At 68.4% G+C, this 17,272-nt stretch carries 15 protein-coding genes and 1 pseudogene; 3 read left to right on the top strand and 13 right to left on the bottom strand.

Annotated features, from left to right (window positions below; translation table 11 throughout):
* The first annotated feature begins 112 nt into the window (after window positions 1–112).
* Window positions 113–442: a hypothetical protein gene (locus FMQ63_RS37890; protein WP_141276622.1), complete on the top strand. Its 330-nt coding sequence runs from the start codon at window positions 113–115 to the stop codon at window positions 440–442.
* The gene (locus tag FMQ63_RS12525) at window positions 439–1,779 is read left to right on the top strand and encodes a TolC family protein (protein WP_011557344.1); all 1,341 of its coding nucleotides are present in this window, start codon (window positions 439–441) and stop codon (window positions 1,777–1,779) included. The genes FMQ63_RS37890 and FMQ63_RS12525 overlap by 4 nt, the downstream gene beginning before the upstream one ends.
* 443 nt (window positions 1,780–2,222) lie before the next feature.
* On the opposite strand, the gene FMQ63_RS12515 is transcribed toward FMQ63_RS12525, so the two are convergent.
* Complete coding sequence (locus FMQ63_RS12515; RefSeq protein ID WP_011557343.1) at window positions 2,223–3,020, bottom strand: alpha/beta fold hydrolase; 798 nt, start codon at window positions 3,018–3,020, stop codon at window positions 2,223–2,225.
* Window positions 3,021–3,188: 168 nt separating this feature from the next.
* On the bottom strand, window positions 3,189–5,291 hold the full coding sequence (locus FMQ63_RS12510) for a von Willebrand factor type A domain-containing protein (protein ID WP_011557341.1): 2,103 nt from the start codon (window positions 5,289–5,291) through the stop codon (window positions 3,189–3,191).
* Between the two features lie 268 nt (window positions 5,292–5,559).
* Between FMQ63_RS12510 and FMQ63_RS38685 the strand changes: the two are divergent.
* A pseudogene (locus tag FMQ63_RS38685) lies at window positions 5,560–6,278 on the top strand (IS5 family transposase); the annotation flags it as partial.
* 213 nt (window positions 6,279–6,491) lie between these two features.
* Here FMQ63_RS38685 and FMQ63_RS12495 read toward each other — a convergent pair.
* From FMQ63_RS12495 to epsZ, 11 genes are all read right to left on the bottom strand, one after another.
* Window positions 6,492–6,881: a hypothetical protein gene (locus FMQ63_RS12495; protein ID WP_020478863.1), complete on the bottom strand. Its 390-nt coding sequence runs from the start codon at window positions 6,879–6,881 to the stop codon at window positions 6,492–6,494.
* Between the two features lie 291 nt (window positions 6,882–7,172).
* Complete coding sequence (locus tag FMQ63_RS12490) at window positions 7,173–7,547, bottom strand: DUSAM domain-containing protein (protein ID WP_011557336.1); 375 nt, start codon at window positions 7,545–7,547, stop codon at window positions 7,173–7,175.
* A gap of 440 nt (window positions 7,548–7,987) precedes the next feature.
* Window positions 7,988–8,557 (bottom strand): type IV toxin-antitoxin system AbiEi family antitoxin domain-containing protein, encoded by a 570-nt coding sequence (locus FMQ63_RS12480; RefSeq protein ID WP_011557334.1) that lies wholly within the window; start codon window positions 8,555–8,557, stop codon window positions 7,988–7,990.
* A gap of 94 nt (window positions 8,558–8,651) precedes the next feature.
* Window positions 8,652–9,896: an exopolysaccharide biosynthesis GT2 family glycosyltransferase EpsU gene (gene epsU / locus FMQ63_RS12475; RefSeq protein ID WP_011557333.1), complete on the bottom strand. Its 1,245-nt coding sequence runs from the start codon at window positions 9,894–9,896 to the stop codon at window positions 8,652–8,654.
* Window positions 9,897–9,911: 15 nt separating this feature from the next.
* Window positions 9,912–11,435 carry a PCP family exopolysaccharide biosynthesis protein EpsV gene (gene epsV / locus FMQ63_RS12470; RefSeq protein ID WP_011557332.1) on the bottom strand — a complete coding sequence of 508 codons (1,524 nt, stop codon included), beginning with the start codon at window positions 11,433–11,435 and terminating at the stop codon, window positions 9,912–9,914.
* Entirely contained in the window at window positions 11,432–11,836 is a 405-nt protein-coding gene (gene epsW, locus FMQ63_RS12465) for an exopolysaccharide biosynthesis response regulator EpsW (RefSeq protein WP_011557331.1), read from the bottom strand. The genes epsV and epsW overlap by 4 nt, the downstream gene beginning before the upstream one ends.
* A 26-nt stretch (window positions 11,837–11,862) precedes the next feature.
* Window positions 11,863–12,039 (bottom strand): hypothetical protein, encoded by a 177-nt coding sequence (locus FMQ63_RS37390; protein ID WP_011557330.1) that lies wholly within the window; start codon window positions 12,037–12,039, stop codon window positions 11,863–11,865.
* Between the two features lie 11 nt (window positions 12,040–12,050).
* The gene (gene epsX, locus FMQ63_RS12460) at window positions 12,051–13,298 is read right to left on the bottom strand and encodes an exopolysaccharide export protein EpsX (protein ID WP_011557329.1); all 1,248 of its coding nucleotides are present in this window, start codon (window positions 13,296–13,298) and stop codon (window positions 12,051–12,053) included.
* 3 nt (window positions 13,299–13,301) lie between these two features.
* Window positions 13,302–13,940: an exopolysaccharide export protein EpsY gene (epsY, locus tag FMQ63_RS12455; RefSeq protein ID WP_026114265.1), complete on the bottom strand. Its 639-nt coding sequence runs from the start codon at window positions 13,938–13,940 to the stop codon at window positions 13,302–13,304.
* Between the two features lie 17 nt (window positions 13,941–13,957).
* Window positions 13,958–15,493 (bottom strand): exopolysaccharide biosynthesis flippase, encoded by a 1,536-nt coding sequence (gene wzx, locus FMQ63_RS12450; RefSeq protein WP_020478864.1) that lies wholly within the window; start codon window positions 15,491–15,493, stop codon window positions 13,958–13,960.
* Between the two features lie 111 nt (window positions 15,494–15,604).
* Window positions 15,605–17,089 (bottom strand): exopolysaccharide biosynthesis polyisoprenyl-phosphate hexose-1-phosphate transferase EpsZ, encoded by a 1,485-nt coding sequence (gene epsZ / locus FMQ63_RS12445; protein ID WP_011557326.1) that lies wholly within the window; start codon window positions 17,087–17,089, stop codon window positions 15,605–15,607.
* Window positions 17,090–17,272: the final 183 nt, after the last annotated feature.

Genomic DNA, 17,272 nt, shown 5'->3' with positions numbered 1-17,272 from the left:
ATGGGACGGGCGCCCAGCGGGCGTCAGTGGCGTGGCAGCCAGGCGCGCGCGGTGGTGAGGCGCGGTTCGGAGGACTCGCCGGTGGTCACTGGCGTCAGGGGGAGGTGGCGGCATGAGGCGCTTCATTGGGACGAGAGTCCGGAGGTTTCCTCCGGGCGTGGTGTCCGCGGGTGGTGGTGCACGGCGCGGCATGGCGGGCCGAAAGGCCCGGCACCGCTGGAGCATCGATGCTCTTCGGCGCGACACCGTCTTTGGACCCGTTCTGCGAAGCGGTGTGCGTTCAGCGAACGGAGGCCTGAAGCGCTTCATGCCGGTGCGTGCCCACTGGGCGGTGCCGGAGACGGAGCCATGCGGCGCCAAGCGAGGTTTCAGCACAGAGGGAGATCCATGGCTGTCGTTGGTGTCGGAAGGCGATCAGGGCGAGGCGGAGGTGACGGAATGAGGCACTTCACCGCATGGGGTGTGTTGTGTCTGTTGATGGCCGGGCCTGCTCGGGCCGTGCAGGCCGATACGCCGTCGCCGGAGCGACTCACGCAGGAGCGGACGCGGTCCGAGGCGACATCACCGGACCTGCTCACTCAGGAGCAGCGGCGGTCTGAGGTGGCGCCTCCGGAGCACATCACGCTGGAGCAGGCGCTGTCGTTGCTGGACGAGCGCAGCCCGTGGGCCGCGGCGGAGCGCTCGCGCATTGACGTGGCGGCGGCGGACCGCGTCGAGGCGAGCATCCTGCCCAACCCCTCGTTCAGCTACGGCACGCAGCTCCTGGCTGCGGGCGTGAACACCGGTTCGTCGGTGGTGCACGAGCTGTCGCTGGAGCAGCCCCTGATGATTTTCGGGCAGCGCGGCGTGCGCCGCGAGCTGGCGGAGCGCAACGTGTCCGCCGAGCAGGCGCGCGTGAAAGCCTCACTGGCGGAGCGCGCGCTGGCCGTGCGCGAGGCCTTCGCGGCGCTGCTGACGAACCAGGAGGAACTGCGCGTGCTGGAGGAGACGGCGGTGGACCTGGGGCGCGTGGAGAAGGTGGTGAAGGGCCGGGCGGCGGCGGGTGACTCCAGCCGGTATGACGTGGAGCGCATCGAGGTGGAGAGCCGCGCGCTGGAGGTGGAGGTGCTGAACGCTCGCGTCAACGTGGCCGACGCCTCCGGACGGCTGGCCGCGTTGCTCGGCATGGAAGGGTGGCACCCGAAGGCGCAGGGCTCGTTGCGGACCACCGAATCCCTGCCGGACCTGCCACTCCTGTGGGAGTCCGCCCAGCAGCGTCGGCCGTCGCTGGTGGCGGCGCGCGCGCGGCAGGCCGTGGCACGAGGCGGTCTGGACGTGGCCCGCAGGGAGCGGCTGCCAGTGCCGTCCGTGGCGGCGGGTGTCATGTTCACCCGGAACGAGCAGAGCACCATCGCCCTGGTGGGCGTGGGACTGCCGTTGCCGCTCTTCGACCGGAACCAGGGCGCCGTCGCCCGCGCGTCCGCGGAGATGCAGGCCGAGGCCCGCGCACTGGAAGCGGAGCTGGCCGAGGCCCGCGCGGAGCTGTCCCGGGCTCACGCCGTCCTGGAGGGTCGCAAGGGCGCGTTGGCGCGGCTGGAGCACGACGTGGTGGAGCGGCTGCCCACGGTGCGCCGGATGGCCGAGGACGCCTACCGCGAGGGGCGCGGAGGCATCCTGGAGTTACTGGACGCGTTCCGCTCGCTCAAGGACATGCGCGTGCTTCACCTGAAGCAGCAGGAGACGGTGAAGCTCGCTGAAGCCTCGGTGCTCTTCGCGGCGGGGCTGGATACAGCGCCCTGACGGGAGCTTGCGTTCGCGCCTGGCGGAGGTGCCCCGGCATGGCGGGGCATCACGCCAGGCGCGGGCGCGGGGCTCAGGGCAGGGTGGGCACGCGGTCGAAGTCCATGGTGCTCATGGGCGCGAAGGCCTCGAAGCGGTCCTCGCGGTGCTCTTAAGTAGGTCGCCAGAAGCATGCACAACTTCTGGGGGATGCGACCGGCAAGGAGCCCTGCCGAACTGGGGCTGACGGCAGACGACAGGCGGAAGCTGGAGTGGGCGCTGCGGCAGACACGCGACGCTCGCCACTTCCGTCGCCTTCTGGCCATCACGCTCATCGCCGAGGGCAAGGGCCCTGGCGAAGCTGCGCACCTGGCGGCCGCTGGACCTCTCGCCACAGGAAGCCCTCTGCAAGGCAGGCTGCCTCGCCGAGGGCTTCTGGCTGCGCGATTGGTTGGAGAATTTCTTTAGGGCAGCTCGCGCAAGAACTGCACGACCACGGCTCCCAGTCGCTCGGGTTGGTCAAACGGAAGACCGTGGGCGGCGTTCTGTACCTGTTCGATTCGCACACGTGGGTTGAGGCTCCGCAGTCCCATTGCCATCTCGAGCGTGACGACGGGGCTGCGGTCTCCAATGACGAGGAGGGTCGGGACGCCAATCGCGCTCATCACGTCGCGATACTCGGGGTTGGGCGGCGTGAGAACGTCGAAGGCGCCCAGGCGGGTGTTCAGTCTCGCCTCGGCAAGAAGGTCGATGATTTCGGGCGAGCGATGCGGGTTGCGGGCTCGGGCCTGTGCAACGAGGTCAGACTTGTGCAAGCCGAGGGCCCAGCGGTGTTGGTCGGCGACGTCGCTGTCGCGCACCTCGCGTTGACGCTCGGGGCTCAAGAATGTCGGGTCGACCAGGATGAGGCCGCGGAGGCCCCCCGTCCCTCGACTCGCCACCACTGCGGCGGTCATTCCGCCCATCGAGTGGCCAAGCAGCACCGGACGAGAGAGCTCCAGACCGCGGATGATGCCCACGACGTCGTTCGCGTGGTCGTCGTACCGGTAGCCGTGGTGCGGCGTGCTCGAACCGCCGTGCCCTCTGGCGTCGGGCATGACGACGTCGAATTGACCTTCGAGCACACGCGCCAGGGGAGTCCAGCAGGCGCCGTTCCCCATCAGTCCATGGAGCAGAACGACGGGAGGGTTGGCACCTCCGGTCCGGAGGTAGTGGATGTTGATGCCGTTCGTTTCGCAGACTCCACTCATCCAGGTCGTCATGGAGCTGTTCCTACCTGATCGCGAGGCCAGCTCGCAGCGAGCCAGCGCCCTGGGTGCCCCGCTGGCGGAGGCCTCGGTGCTGTTCGCTGCCGGCTTGGACTCAGTGCCCTGAGGAATGGGAGCCGCTCGCGCCTGGCGAAAGGACCGCGCCAGGCGCGGGCGCGGGGCTCAGGGCAGGGTGGGCACGCGGTCGAAGTCCATGGTGCTCACGGGCGCGAAGGCCTCGAAGCGGTCCTCGCGGTGGTCCAGGGCGCGGGCCTTCTGGATGAGGGCGCCCAGCTCCGCCACGTCATCGCGGGCCTTCAGCGGCTGACCGATTTCCTCCCAGAAGGAGAACAGGGCGTCATAGGTCAGCGGGCGCACCCAGTAGGAACCGCGCAGCTTCTCCGCGAAGGCGGCGGCCACATAGGACAGCCGCGTGGGCGGCGCTGCGCGGCCGTAGGCGGGACGGAGGACGCTCGACGGCAGGGGCTTCTCGATGAGCTTCGAGTCCCCACCCTCCGGCGCCTTGTAGCGGATGCGCAGCGTGCCGAAGGACGCGGAGGGCTCGGTCAGCTTCACCTCGTAGAGCGCGGTGACGGCGTGGCCCGCGCCGATTTCACCCGCGTCCACGCGGTCATCGGCGAACTGCTCCTTGGTGAGCATGCGGTTCTCGTAGCCAAGCAGGCGGTAGTGGGACACGGCCTTCGGGTCGAACTCCATCTGGAGCTTCACGTCCTTGGCCACCACCTGGAGCGTGCCGGTGAGGTCGCGCACGAAGATGCGGTGCGCCTCTTCAATCCGGTCCACATAGGCGTAGTTGCCCTCACCCACCTGGGACAGGCGCTCCATCAGCACGTCGTTGTAGTTGCCCATGCCGAAGCCGACGGTGGACAGGGTGATGCCCTTCGCCGCGCGCGCACGGATGCGCTCCCAGATGCTGTTGGCATCCGTGAGCCCGGTGTTGGCCACGCCGTCCGAGCAGAGGATGACGCGGTTGATGCCGCCCTCCACGAGGTGGGAGGCCGCGAGCGAATAGCCCATCTCCAGGCCCGCCTGGGCGTTGGTGGAGCCCTCGGTGTGCAGGCTGTCGATGGCTGCGCGGATGATGTGTGCGTGCACGGCGCTGGTGGGCTCCAGCACCAGGCGCGCGGTGGAGCCGTACACGACGATGGAGACCTGGTCGCGCTCATCCAGCTCGTTCACGAGCAGGTGCAGTGCGCGCTTCACCAGGCCCAGCCGGTTCTCCAGGTTCATGGAGCCGGACACGTCGATGACGAAGACGAGGTGGCTCGGCTTGCGCTGCGGGCGGCTGACCTCCCGCGCTTTCACGCCGACGTGGACCACGTGGTAGCCCTTGCGAACGGGAGACGGGAAGCCTTCGACCTGGACGCTGAAGGGCGCGCTGCCCTGGTGCGCGTAGCCGTAGTCGAAGGTGTTGACGAACTCCTCCACCCGGACGGCCTGCTCGTTGGGAAGGCTGCCGCGCTCCAGGTAGGCCCGCGTCAGCGTGTACGACGCGGAATCCGTGTCGACGGAGAAGGTGGAGAAGCGCTCCTCCTCCGTGTTGATGGTGGGATTGACGCCGTACCCCTGGAAGTACATGTGGAAGGGGGAGACCGGCGCGGGCGCCACTGCGGGTGCAGGAGGCTCGACGTCCCTGCCGACGAACCGAGGCGCGCTCTGAGGCTTCGGGGGGCCCGGACGGCCCAGTGGCTGCGAGGGCAGGGTGGACGCCGGTGGACCGTTGAGGGACACACCGTGGGGGCGGCTCATCGCGTTGGGGGGCTCGTAGACGCGGGTCGCGCCAGTCCGGCCGCCCGGACGGGCGACGGCGATGCGCTTGATGAACTCCTGATCCACGTTCACGCCCATGGTCGTGGAGCCCACGTCGATGGTCGGTGGAGCGCCGACGACACCTACCAGCTCCGCGGGTAGAGCTGAGAGGAGTTCCACGTCGACCCGGATGGTCCGGTCGAGACGCAGTTGGATGGCCGAGCGTGTGTAGGGCTTGAACCCTTCCTTCTCGAACGTGAGCGTGTACTCACCCGGTGGGAGCTGCGGGATGCGGTAGCTCCCTTGTGCATTGGTCGAGACTCTCAATTCCCCCTGGAGGTTGGGGGAACTCGCGGTCACGACAGCATTGGCGACGGGAACGCGCCGATATGCGTTACGCACCGTCCCGATGATGGTGCTGGTGTTCGGATGTCCGCCGGCATCGGGTTGGGCCCGGGAGGGATGGGCGAACAACAGCAGGAAGACGCACAGCACACTGCGAGCGACGGAATGCATCGTGGGCCACCTCGGAGGAACAAGAGGTGGCCATCTTCCAGAGAGCGCTCGTGGCGAACGTCATGGGCGCCTCGCCTCTTCATCACGGTTCCAGCATCAATCGCGCACCAGGATGCCGGGGCTAGGGGCTGTCCCTGATCTCGTGTTCGAGAGTCGACCCGGCGTGCCGGCCTTTCTGGCACGTTGGGGCAGGGCCTCAATCGGAGTTGCTGCCTGGCGCTAGGCATGATCAACGCGGGCTGTGCGCCGACATGAACTGAGCGATGTCGAGTGGAGCCGCATCGAGCCCCTGCTGGGCTCCAGGACGGGCCCTCGCTCGAAGCGAGGGGACCGTGACTTCATCAACGCCGTGGTGTGGCGGGTGAAGACCGGGGTGCAATGGCGGGATTTGCCCGAGCGGTTCGGTCACTGGAAGACGGTCTACAATCGGTTCCATCGCTGGACGAAGACTGGGCGCTGGGAAGCCATCTTCAAGGCGCTGCGGCTCGATGTGGATGAGCTTGGCTCCCTTGCTGACGCATCGGTCGTCCGGGCGCATCAGGACGCCGCGGGCGGAAAAGGGGGATCCGAAGCAATGCTTTGGGGCGTTCTCGAGGAGGTTTTTCAACGAAAGTTCACGCCGTCACTACGACGGGAGGTAAGCCGCTCCACGTCGCGCTGACGCCCGGCCAGCAGCACGAGTCCACAATGGCCGAAGAACTTATGGTGCACGCCGAGGGCGCCGCTTTCATTGCGGATACCGGCTATGACGCCGACCGCATCCGCGCCAACGTTCGAAAGCTCGGGATGAAGCCTGTCATCCATTCAAACCCGAGCCGTAAGCGGGCGTTGCCGTTAGACCGCACCCTGTACCGGATGCGCTACCGGGTGGAGTGCTTCTTCCACGATCTCAAGCGCTTTCGGGCCGTCGCCACCCGCTATGACAAGACGGCGACGAGCTACCTCGCCGTCCTGCACGTCGCATCCATGCTTCTTTGGCTGCGCTAATCAGGGACAGCCCCTAGAGCGGGTCCGGGTGGGCTGACTAGGCAATCGCCACGTCGAGAATTTCCGGGGCCTCCGTGTTGAACCCGAGCCGTTGAAGGAGCAGGCCGGTCGACACCGGTGGACATCGAGAGCTGTTGGCAACGCTCGATACCTCACGTGATGGCATCGCCCGCGACCAGGTCCGAGCTGCATCCGCGCATCACGATGCCGAGGTCATCGCCGCGTTCGATGAAGAGGGCGTTGGATGATGTCTGGTAGGTCAATGGAAGGGGCATCGTCGCCTTCCTTGGGCTTGCCGCGCCAATCCACCCGAAGGAGCGGCTTGTCCGGCGTCAACGCCCAGTCGATGAGGCGGCGAACGAAGCCGGGGCCCACGGCGGTGGAGTCCCAGGTGGGGACTCGCACTCGAATCCAGCCGCTGCCTGCGTCTGGGAGTCCTGGAAACTCCCGGCCGTGGACGGCCAGGACGCCCTCCTCGGCGGGTTGCTCCAGCGGATACTGGACGTGGAACCGCTTGTCGTCCGCGATGACGTGCAGGACTTTTTCCGGTCCATCCGCTGCGTCCACCCACCAGATGAAGAGGCGGCCTTCCCGGTGGAGCATACGTCGTCCCTTGCTACGCACGCCCATCCGCGTTGCCTCCTCTCAAGCCGCATCGGCTGCCCGCGCCGCGCCATTCCTACACACGAAACTAAAGTCCAACTCGAGTCTCATGCAAGACAGCCTGCGCAACTGCGCCCGTCCTTCCATCGCTGACGTTGTGCGCGGCCTTGACGGTGGCGCGGGACTCGGAGCGGCCTGCCGCGGCGTGCGGCAGGGTGGCGCCGCCCCGTGTTGGTGGCGGTGGTTCCTGAGCACGACGGTGGCGCGGCTTCAGTCTCGCTCCCGTCGTCGTTACGGCTCGTCGTCGAGGTCTTCGAGTTGCCCGGCTGCAACGTCGCGGTAGAAGGGCACCACTTCTTCGGCGAGCACCTCTCTCATTTCCTGGCGGGCGCTGTCGAAGTCACCCGCGCGCTTATGCTGGTACATGCGGTGAAGCGCACGCATCAGGCGCCAGGAGCCATCCTTGATTCGGCGCATGGCTTCCCGCAGAAGTTCCGTTGCGCCCGCTTGGGTCTGTAGCGCGGTGTCCGCGTCGCTGATGGCAACCTCTCGCGCGGTGCGCCTGAGCAAGCTCCGCACGTCATCCGTCAACTCCAGCGGGATGCCTTGGTTCAACACGCCATGTGCGAGGGCGCGCACCGGGTCCCAGTCGGGGCTGTCGTCCATTACTTCCTCCGCGTCTTTCTTCCGGGCTTGCACATCGACACGGGCCACTCTTCTTGGGCCTCGCAGCGGCGTAGGCACTCGTAGCAAGGGCCCGTCCACCCAGGCTCCGTCTTGCAGTCGCCGTAGAACCGAATGCACTCGCGCCGCCATTCGGGAAGGTCCCCGTTGTGGGCGTCGTCCCAGATGACGGGTGCCTCTTCTTCCTTGGCGGCCTCGTCCATGGCTGTCTTGACGCCTGCCATGTACATGGCGGCTTCGCTCGCCGTGAGGCCGCACGCTTCGGGGACGCCAGGGTTGCGCTGGATGCAGCACGACACGGTGTCAGAGCAGGTCGCGAGCGCGTACGCATCGCGACGGCTGGCGGTGCCGGTGGCGCTGTTCGAGCGCGTGCTTGAAGCCCGCGGCGTTCGTGTACCTGCGAGGGGGCATGCGGAGGCGTCCTAGGGACGTTGGGCCGCACTCTGAATACCCGCCAGGTCTGACGTGAGAATGAGCCCGCGTGACAGGGCCTGCGCGATGGCCTGATTCAGCAGGTCGGGTGAGACCTGCGCCGCTGCGCAGTCCAGCAGCGTTCTGCGCGGCGAAGTCCCTGGGATGGGACCGAACCAGACGCGCTCCGTTTCGCCAACGTCGGCATGGTGGAGCACGGTGCCCGCGGGGGCGCGGAACCGGCGTTGTCTCCACGCGGCTGGCAGCGTCAGGTGCATCCGTGAAGGCAGGACGTCCGACAGGTTGTGGAGCGCCAGGGCCGTCTGGTGGGAGAACACACCTTGCTGCTCGGACCAGAGCCAGACGGCGACCAAGTCCTCATGCTCACCGGCCGGAAAATGCACCAGCCGGTAGATGCCACGGCGCACACGGTGGAACCTCCCGGCCCCCACATGGTGGGCGAGCACCTGCGGCGAATACCCCGCCTCCAGTGCCTGCTGCGCCGTGAACAGGCCCGATTGCCCCGCGACGATGTCGAAGAGCCGGTCCCAATCTGGCTGGCCGCGTCGTGCCGTTCCCACGCACGAAACTAAAGTCCAATTTGAGTTTCGTGCAAGTCGCCACGCTCGACTGCACGAAACTCAAGTCCAACTTGAGTTTCGTGTACGCCGCCCGCTACCGGTTCTCGCCCTCACGCGAGGTCCGCACCCACTCGCCGCGCTTCTCCGCGCCGGGGCCGCGCAGCATGAGCCACACCTTCCACACCACGTAGACAGGCGCCCAGGCCAGGTCCAGCAGGCCGCGAACGCCCACGCCAGACACCCACCAGCCGCGCAGGACATACGCCCCCAGGCTGGCCACGCTGAAGCCCGCCACGCCCAGCGCCCATGGCATCGGGTTGTGGGACCACCAGGCGAACGCCCCGGCCATCACCGCGCAACCCACCGCCGCCAGCACCAACTGGCTCAGCGGCGGCACCAGCACGTCCATGGCGATGTCCAACAGCGTGCCATCCCTCTTCCGCAGGCCGTCCTTCAGCAGCGGCCACCCGTGCAGCTTGCGCATCTGCGCGCGGCCACCCTCCCAGCGCTGACGCTGCGAGCGGCTCTGCTTCTCCGCGGACACCATCTCCCCCAGCACGTCCGCCTCCCAGACGTAGTGCACGCGGAAGCCGTTGCGGGCCAGGCGGATGCCGTACTCCAGGTCCTCCACCACGCTGAAGGCGTCATGCGGCACCTTGGCCAGCGCGTGGTGCGTGAAGCACATGCCGTTGCCGCGCAGGCCGCACGACACGCCCAGGGCCTCGCGGCCCTGTGAGCGCACCTTGTGGAACATGCCCAGGGCAATGGTCATCAGCCGCGTGCGCCAGGACGCCGTGGGGTTCATCACCCCGTAGTGCGCCTGCATGGCGTGCGCCCCTTCGGCTCCGGCCTTCGAACCCTCGACACCCTCGATGCGCTTCGCGAAGGCGGTCAGCAGGTTGGGCGACACCACCGTGTCCGCGTCCACCACCACCACCGCCTCGGCGAAGCCGTCCTGCTGGCTGAACTCGAAGGCGTGGGCCAGCGCGTAGCCCTTGCCCCGCTTCGTCGTGTCCTGCCGCTCCAGGACGAAGGCGCCCGCCTCGCGCGCCTTCTGCGCCGTCGCGTCGGAACAGTTGTCCGCCACCACGATGATGCGCCGCAGGTGTGCCGGGTAGTCCACCTCGGACAGGTTCTTCACCGTCCGGGCGATGCCCAGCTCCTCGTTGTGCGCGGGGATGATGATGTCGAACTTCCGCGGCCCGATGCGCGTCGTCGGCGGCTGGGGCCGATAGGAGAGCAGCGTCAGGGACAGCAGATAGCCACACGCCACCGCCACGGGAAGCTGCGCCACGCACAGCGCCACGTCCAGCCACGTCCACGATGTCACGACATGCACCCCCGAGCGCGCTGTTCAGCGCCGCTCCAGCTCCGCCAGCACGGGTAGCTTCAGAATCCGCTCGACCTGCCACTTCTCCAGAATGCGCCGGCGGATGATGTCCAGCGCCAGCGCCGCGAAGATGCCCATGCCGATTCCGCCCACCACGCCCGCGGCGACGATGAGCTTCACCTTCGGCTTGGACGGCCGCTCCGGGAAGGTAGGCGGCGACAGGACACTGAAGCGGTGCTTCATGGACGCGCGGGAAATCTCCAGCTCCGTGCGCGCCTGGTCCAACCGCCGCATCTTCTCCTGGTGCCGCATCACCAGCATGCGCACCCGGTCCGCCGCCACCGACACCTCCGGGTCATCCGACGTGGCCGGCCCGCCGAACGTCGCGCCGCCCATGGCCGCCGTCGCCAGCCCGGACTCCAGCTCACCCGGGTCACCGCCGTTGCGCACGTACTCGTTGATGAGCTCCGTCATCTCCGAGCGCAGCGCAATCAACTGCGGCGAATCCTCCTGGAGCGAGGAGATGCGCTGCTCCAGGTCGGTGATGATGGGGTGCTGCGGCGAATAGATGACGCGCTGCTCGGACAACTGGTTGCGCAGCTCCGTCAGCCGCCGCGAGCGGAAATCCTCCACGTCGCCAATGGCCCGGCGCTTCGTCTGAATCATGAAGCGCATCTGCGCCAGCAGGTGGTCGGTGTTGATGCCCAGCGCGGCGTTGGCCGCGGCCGCGGCACCGCCCCGCCGTCCCTTCTTCTCCTCCTCCTTCTTCTGCCGGGCCTCCACGCGCTTCACCGCCGCGTTGAGCTGGCCAATGGCCTGCTGGATGCCCGCGGCCTCCTCCACCACCTGCTTCTCCAGGATGGTGATGGCCTCCTGCACCGCGCCCATCTCCGCCGCCTGGCGCATGTCGAGGAAGTTCTGCTGCGCGGCCTGCACGATGTTGAGCGCCAGCTGCGGGTCGGTCCACTCCACGCCGATGGAGACGGTGCCCGTGCCACCCTCCACGCCGACAATCATTGCCTGCTCCAGCATGGCGGTGAGCGCGTCGCGCTTGTCGTCGTCCGACATGGCCACCGGCGGCTTGCGCAGCACCTTCTCCTTCAGCCGGTTCAGCGGCGAGCGCTGCAGCTCCCAGTACTCCACCAGCTTCGCCTGCGCGACGATGGACTTGAGGTTGTCGTGCTTCATCACCATCTCCCACGCGGCGCGCGTGGGCTGGTCCGCGTCCACGGGGATGGAGCGCCCGGGGTTGGCCAGCGAGGAGATGATGAAGTTGCGCTGCGTCAGCATCCGCGTCTCCACGCGGTACTTGCGCGGCATGATTTTGCTGACGCCCACCGCCATGGCGGACACCGCGCCCATCACCACCAGGGCGAGGAACCAGTGCCGCAGCACCGCGTTCTTCAAAAAGAAGACCGCGTCGATGGCGAAGCCCCAGTCGATGAGGTCCGCGGGCGCGTTCGTCTCCGGGCGCTCCGGAGTGAACGCGGGCCGCGGCGGCACCAACTGGGGGCGCGGCCCGGGAGCCCCGGGCGCGGGGACCGTCACGGTGCCCTCCTGGCCCCAGTGCTCTTGAGGAGCGACTGCACCCGCCGGGTGAACTCCTCCTGGGTGAAGGGCTTGCCCAGGTAGCCGTTGGCGCCGGCCTCCTCGGCGTGCGCCTTGTCCTCCGGCAAGTCCCGGGCGCTCACCACCAGCACGGGCACGTCCGCCATCGTCGCCGAGCGGCGGATGTGCTCGCAGAGGTCATAGCCGGAGATGTCCGGCAGCGTCAGGTCCAGACACACGAGGTCGGGACGCGCGGCCGTCTCCATGTGCTTGAGCGCGGCGCGGCCACTGGGCAGCTCCACGACCTCCTTGAACCCCATGTCCCGCAGGTAGTCGCCCAGCATCTTCCGGAAGAAGGGGGCGTCCTCCACCAAGAGGACCGTGTGCAGGTCGGACTCCATCCGTCGTCAACCTTTCTGAAACTCGCTCAGCCGAACCCGAGCCGTGGCACCCAGACGAGGACGCCATACGTGTATGCCGCGTTGAAGAGGACGAACCAGAGGATGGCCTTCTTCAGCCCCCGCATCGGATGCGGATCCCTCGCCGCCTTGGCTGGCAGGGCGATGGTGAGGATGAGGACGGACATCAAGATGAGCTTCGCCATGGCGCCGGCCCTCAGAGAATACCAGTTTGCCGCACGGAGAGGCCCAGCGTTGCGGCCCACGTCAGCCGGGCCGCCGGCAGTTCGGGCGAGCGGCTCCACGTCCCGCGGAGGTCGGTATCCACGGACACCCACCGTGTGAGAATCCAGGAACCGGTGAAGCCTCCGGAAAGGATGCTGTCCCCACGACTTCCGCCCACGGCCGCGGCGCCGCCGCCAATGGCGGACACGCGCACGCGGGGCCCCAGGGCCCAGGTCCCCGTCAGCGTCAGGTCCGCCCGGGGGTAGACGCGCGCCGTGAGCCGGTCCGTGAAGGGGACGAGCCGCAGGTCCGCCCGGCCGTTGAAGTCCGCGGTGCGCGAGGGAATCCGGTGGCTCACCCCGACATTCAGGTTGGGGAGCAGCTCCGTCCGGGGCGCGTCCAGCGGGCCGGGCTCGGGCTCACCTTCGCCGGGGGGCACGGGGATGGTGTGCACCACGCTCACGCCCGCTCCGGCCTCCAGGGAGGTGCGCCTGTCCACCCGGTGCCCCCAGGCCTCTCGCAGCGTGACGATGGTGTTGTTCGCCCCGGTGGAGAAGCGCGCGTAGTTGAAGGCCACGGAGGTGGTGATGGCGCTCAGGGGTGACAGCGCGTGGCTGAGGGACACATCCGCGCGCGGGCCATACTGCATGGGCACCGCTTCGCGGGCGGGCCCGTCCAGGCCGCCGCTGATGGAGAAGCCGCCGGAGCCGGTAAGGTTCCACCGCCGCCCCAGCCAGCCGGTGTCCGCCGTCAGCGTCGTCGCGGAGGAGAGGAAGTAGACGGTGTCCGCCTGGGGCAGGGGCTGCAGGGGCCCGCCGTTTCCGGGGGGCCGCAGCGGCCCGTCGGGGGTACCCGGTGTGTCGCCGGGCAGGGAGCCCAGGTCCGTGGTGAGGAGGTTGACGCTGCCCAGCACCAGCTCCTCGGACAGGCGCAGGGACAGGCCGCGCTCGGGGCGCCACAGGCCGGCCAGGCGGCCCATGTGCTGGATTTCGGTGCGCGCGCGGGCGGTGACTTCGCGCAGGCTGATGCGCGGGGCGTACTCCACCTGGAGCGCGGTGTTGCCGTCGCGAATTTCCAGGCCCAGGAGCGGGGTGACGTCGGTGTCGCCCGCGACACGGGGGGCCTCGGGGGCGGGGTCCTCGTTGGAGCGCAGGCGCGAGTCGACGCGCGCGGCCGTGGCGTAGCTGACGGAGGCGGAGGACACCTCCAGCAACGCGACGGTGAGGACCGTCCCCAGCACGGGTTATTCCACCACCACCACGTCACCGGGGCGCAGGCGGAAGGTGGGCGCGCGCCCCTCGGCGTGGATGAGGTCGTCGTAGCGGAAGCGGATGCGCTCGGGCGCGGCGCCCTCTTCCTGGCGCATGACGAAGATGCGGTCCTTGTGGGCGTACTCGGTGAAGCCGCCCGCGCCGGCCAGGGCCTGCAGCAGGCTGGCGCCCGGGTCGATTTCCAGCGGACCGATGCGGTTGACCTCGCCCACCATGGTCACCTTGATGGGGCGCGCCATCTCCAGCGCCACGGTGACGACGGGGTGGTTGATGTAGTCCTTCAGCCGCGTCTGGATTTGCTGCGACAGCAAGGCCGGTGTGTGGCCCGCTGCCTCCACGTCGTCCAGGAAGAGCAGGCTGATGCGGCCGTCCTCGCGCACGCGGGCCTGCGTGGTGAGCGACTCCTGGTTCCACACGCGGATGTTGAGCAGGTCGCCCGCGGCGATGCGGTACGCCGAGTCCACCGGGGGCGGCTTCTCCTGGTAGTCATCCACCCAGGTGTACTTGCCCAGGCCCCGGCAAGCGGGCGCCAGCAGCAGCAGCGCGGCGCAGGCGAACGAGCGCCAGGGACGGCGCGGGGCGGAAGGCGGCTGGCGGTGCGTGGACGGCATGAGCGGTGGAACTCTCCTCACGGGGTGGGCGCGGCTTCGGGCGCGGGGTTTCCACGGCGGCGGGCGATGCGCACCACCTGGAGCACCTCGCCGGGGCGCACCGCGCCGGTGGCCAGCACCGCGACGATGTACAGCACGGCTTCCACGGTGATGCGCACCCACGGGTTCAGGAAGGCCAGCAGCGTCTGGTCCAGCACGGCGATGGCCGCGCAGATGACGGCCGTCTTGGCCATCATGGACACCAGGCGCGCGTCGAAGGCCGCCTTGCCCATGCGCCCCAGCAGGCTGATGGTGACGCAGATTTCCATGAGCAGCATGGACAGCGCCGTGCCCGCCGCGCCGCCGCCGTTGCCCAGCGCCGAAAGCATCAGCGGAACCAGCAGCAGGTTGAGGAGGGGGATCAGCACCACGCTGCCAATGACGCTGGTGATGGTCACCCACCACTCGCGGTTCGTCATGGTCAGCCACAGGCCGGCGTTCATCGTCACGAAGGCCAGCACGAACAGCGGCGACATCAGCCGCAGCGGCATGGCGGATTCGGAGAACGCGCCGCCCATCAGCCCCACCCACAGCGGGGCGCCCAGGACGATGAGCATCATCATGGGCACGGTGACGGCCAGCGTGCCCTCCAGCGAGCGGCGCGTCAGGTTCGTCAGCTCCGCCTCGGAGCGCTCGGCCGCGCGGGACGCCAGCGGCATCAGCACCCAGCCGAACACCGGGTTGAGGAAGAAGGTGAGGCCCGCGATGTTCCATGCGGCGCCGTACCAGCCCACTTCTTCGTGGCTGGAGACCATGCCCAGAATCATCACGTCCAGGCGCCCGTTGGCCGCCAGCGCCGCGCCGGTGATGAAGAAGGGCAGGCTGGCCTTGAGCACCTTCAGCGTGGCCGGCACGTCCACCTTGAAGGTGAGGCCCATGTGCTCGCGGGCCAGGTACCAGCCCACGCCCAGCTTCACCGCCTCGGACGCCACCAGCGGCACCGCCAGCCACGGCAGCGGCAGGCCCGCCACTGCGACGGCCAGCAGGCCCCCGCCCCACACCAGCTTGGTGACGATGTTGGAGACGGACAGCCCCGCCACCTTGCCCTTGGCGTGCAGCAGCGCGGCCACGGAGGCGTTGATGATGATGAGCGACTGGGCCAGGGCGAAGACGTAGACGAGCTGGCGCACCTCGGGCGGCTCGTCGAAGTGGGCCATCACCAGCGCCATGGCGCCCATCAGCACCGCGGTGAGGCCCAGCCGCAGCAGCAGCGTGCTGCCGAAGAAGTCGCTGGCGTGCTCGGGCCGGCGCGACACCTCCTTGCGGATGTACATCTCCAGGCCCAGGTGGGTGGCGATGAAGAAGACGGCGGAGAAGCTGTCGGCGTAGTTGAAGCGCCCGAAGCTCTCCGGTCCCAGGTGGGCCGGCAGCAGGAAGCGCACGCCCATGGCGATGGCGTACGTGGCCAGCAGCGAGCCACCGAGTTGGAGCCCGTTGCGCACAGCGCCCATCGCCTCATGCGAGCGCTCGCGCTCGCCCGCGTCCTGCGAAATGGAATGGCTGGGACTGTTCACGGTGGGAGCGTGCGGCCCCGGCGCCGGCCAGGACTGCCCGGGTGCATAGAAAACGAGCGGGGGCGGCACGTCAATGCCGCCCCCGCAAAGGTTGGGTTGCCTGGAGGCTTGCTAGCTGGCGCCGCGGCCCGTGAGCACCACCGGCACCGTCTGCAGCAGCAGGCGCAGGTCGCTCGTCAGGCTCCAGTGGTCGATGTACTGCATGTCCAGGTACATCCACTCCTCGAAGGAGATCTGGTTCCGTCCTGACACCTGCCAGATGCAGGTGAGTCCAGGACGCACGGACAGGCGGCGGCGCTGCCACGTCTCGTACTTGGCCACCTCGGTGGGCACCGGCGGGCGCGGCCCGACGATGCTCATCTCCCCGCGCAGCACGTTGATGAACTGGGGCAGCTCATCAATGGAGAACTTGCGGATGAAGCGGCCGATGCCGGTGATGCGCGGGTCGTGCTTCATCTTGAAGACGGGGCCCGTCTGCTCGTTGAGCGCGGCCAGCTTCTCCTTCAGCTCCTCGGCGTTCACCACCATGGAGCGGAACTTCAGCATGTAGAAGGGCTTGCCGTTCTGCCCCACGCGAAGCTGCTTGAAGAAGATGGGGCCCTTGGAGGTGAACTTCACCGCCAGCGCCACCATGCCCAACAGCGGCAGCAGCGCCCACAGCGCCGCCGCGGACACGCAGATGTCGAACAGGCGCTTCATCGCCATCTGGTGCGGCTTGGGGCTCACCGCCGCGAAGTGCAGGAAGCCGTCCGCCACCGCGCGGCGCTCCACCGGGCGGGCGCGGTCCAGGCGGAAGCTGTGCGCGGGCAGCGCGAAGGGCACGCCGAAGCGCTCGGCCAGCTTGATGGCCGCCTGCATGGACTCGCCCTGCTTCAGCGTGTTGCCGGCGATGTACACCTCATCCACCGCGGTGTTGCGGAGGATGTGCTCCAGGTCGTCCACCGAACCCATGACCGGGCCGGGCAGCTCTCCCACGGAGCCGTTGTCGTCGTGGAAGCGCACGTAGCCCAGAATCTGCCGGCGGCCCCGGTTGGCCAGGTCCTCACCGGTGTAGCGGCCCATGGCGCCCGTGCCCACGATGAGCACCGCGTCCATGGGGCGCTCCTGCGAGGCCACCGGGCGGAAGACGAACAGGCGCAGGAGCAGCGTCACCGGCCAGAAGATGAACAGCAGCGGGCCCACCACCGGCGACGTCACCACCGTCGGCACCGCCACGCTGCCCAGCGTCAGCACCGTCACCACCGCCAGCGTCGTCACCGACACCAGCGCGACGTGGTCCAGCTTGCTGCGCTCGGCGAAGCGCGAGTCGTACAGGCACAGCGCGGTGCCCGTCACAATCCACACCACCCACGCCGCGAGCACCAGCCCAGACACCTTCCAACCGGACTCCGCCGACAACTGGCCGCTCAGCCACGCCGAGCCCACCAGCACCGACGACAGCAGCACGAGGTCCACCGTGAGGTTCAGCTTCGCCGCGGACCCCGGGGCCAGCTTGGGCGGCCCCTGCACCTCTTCAATGACTTGTCCCTGAGCGTTGGCCGACCCAGGAGCACCGACCACCGCCGCACTTGCCGTTGCGCCGCTCATCGTGTCCACCCCCCTCTGCTCACTTTCGTGCAGTCGAAGCAGAGGTCGCCGTTGAGGCTAAAAATGTTCAAGTCGGAAGGAAACCAGTTTTGCCCGATATCGCGGCGAGGTGCAACCCCTGCCGCGTCACTAAGACGTGACCGCATGTGAAATCTTGTGACCGCCCTACCCAGGTTCGAGTTCACCGAGCGT

Source organism: Myxococcus sp. CA005 (genome assembly GCF_006518205.1).
Lineage (GTDB): Bacteria > Myxococcota > Myxococcia > Myxococcales > Myxococcaceae > Myxococcus > Myxococcus xanthus.
Note: the sequence above shows the minus strand (reverse complement) of the source record. Positions and strands in the feature narration are given on the sequence as shown.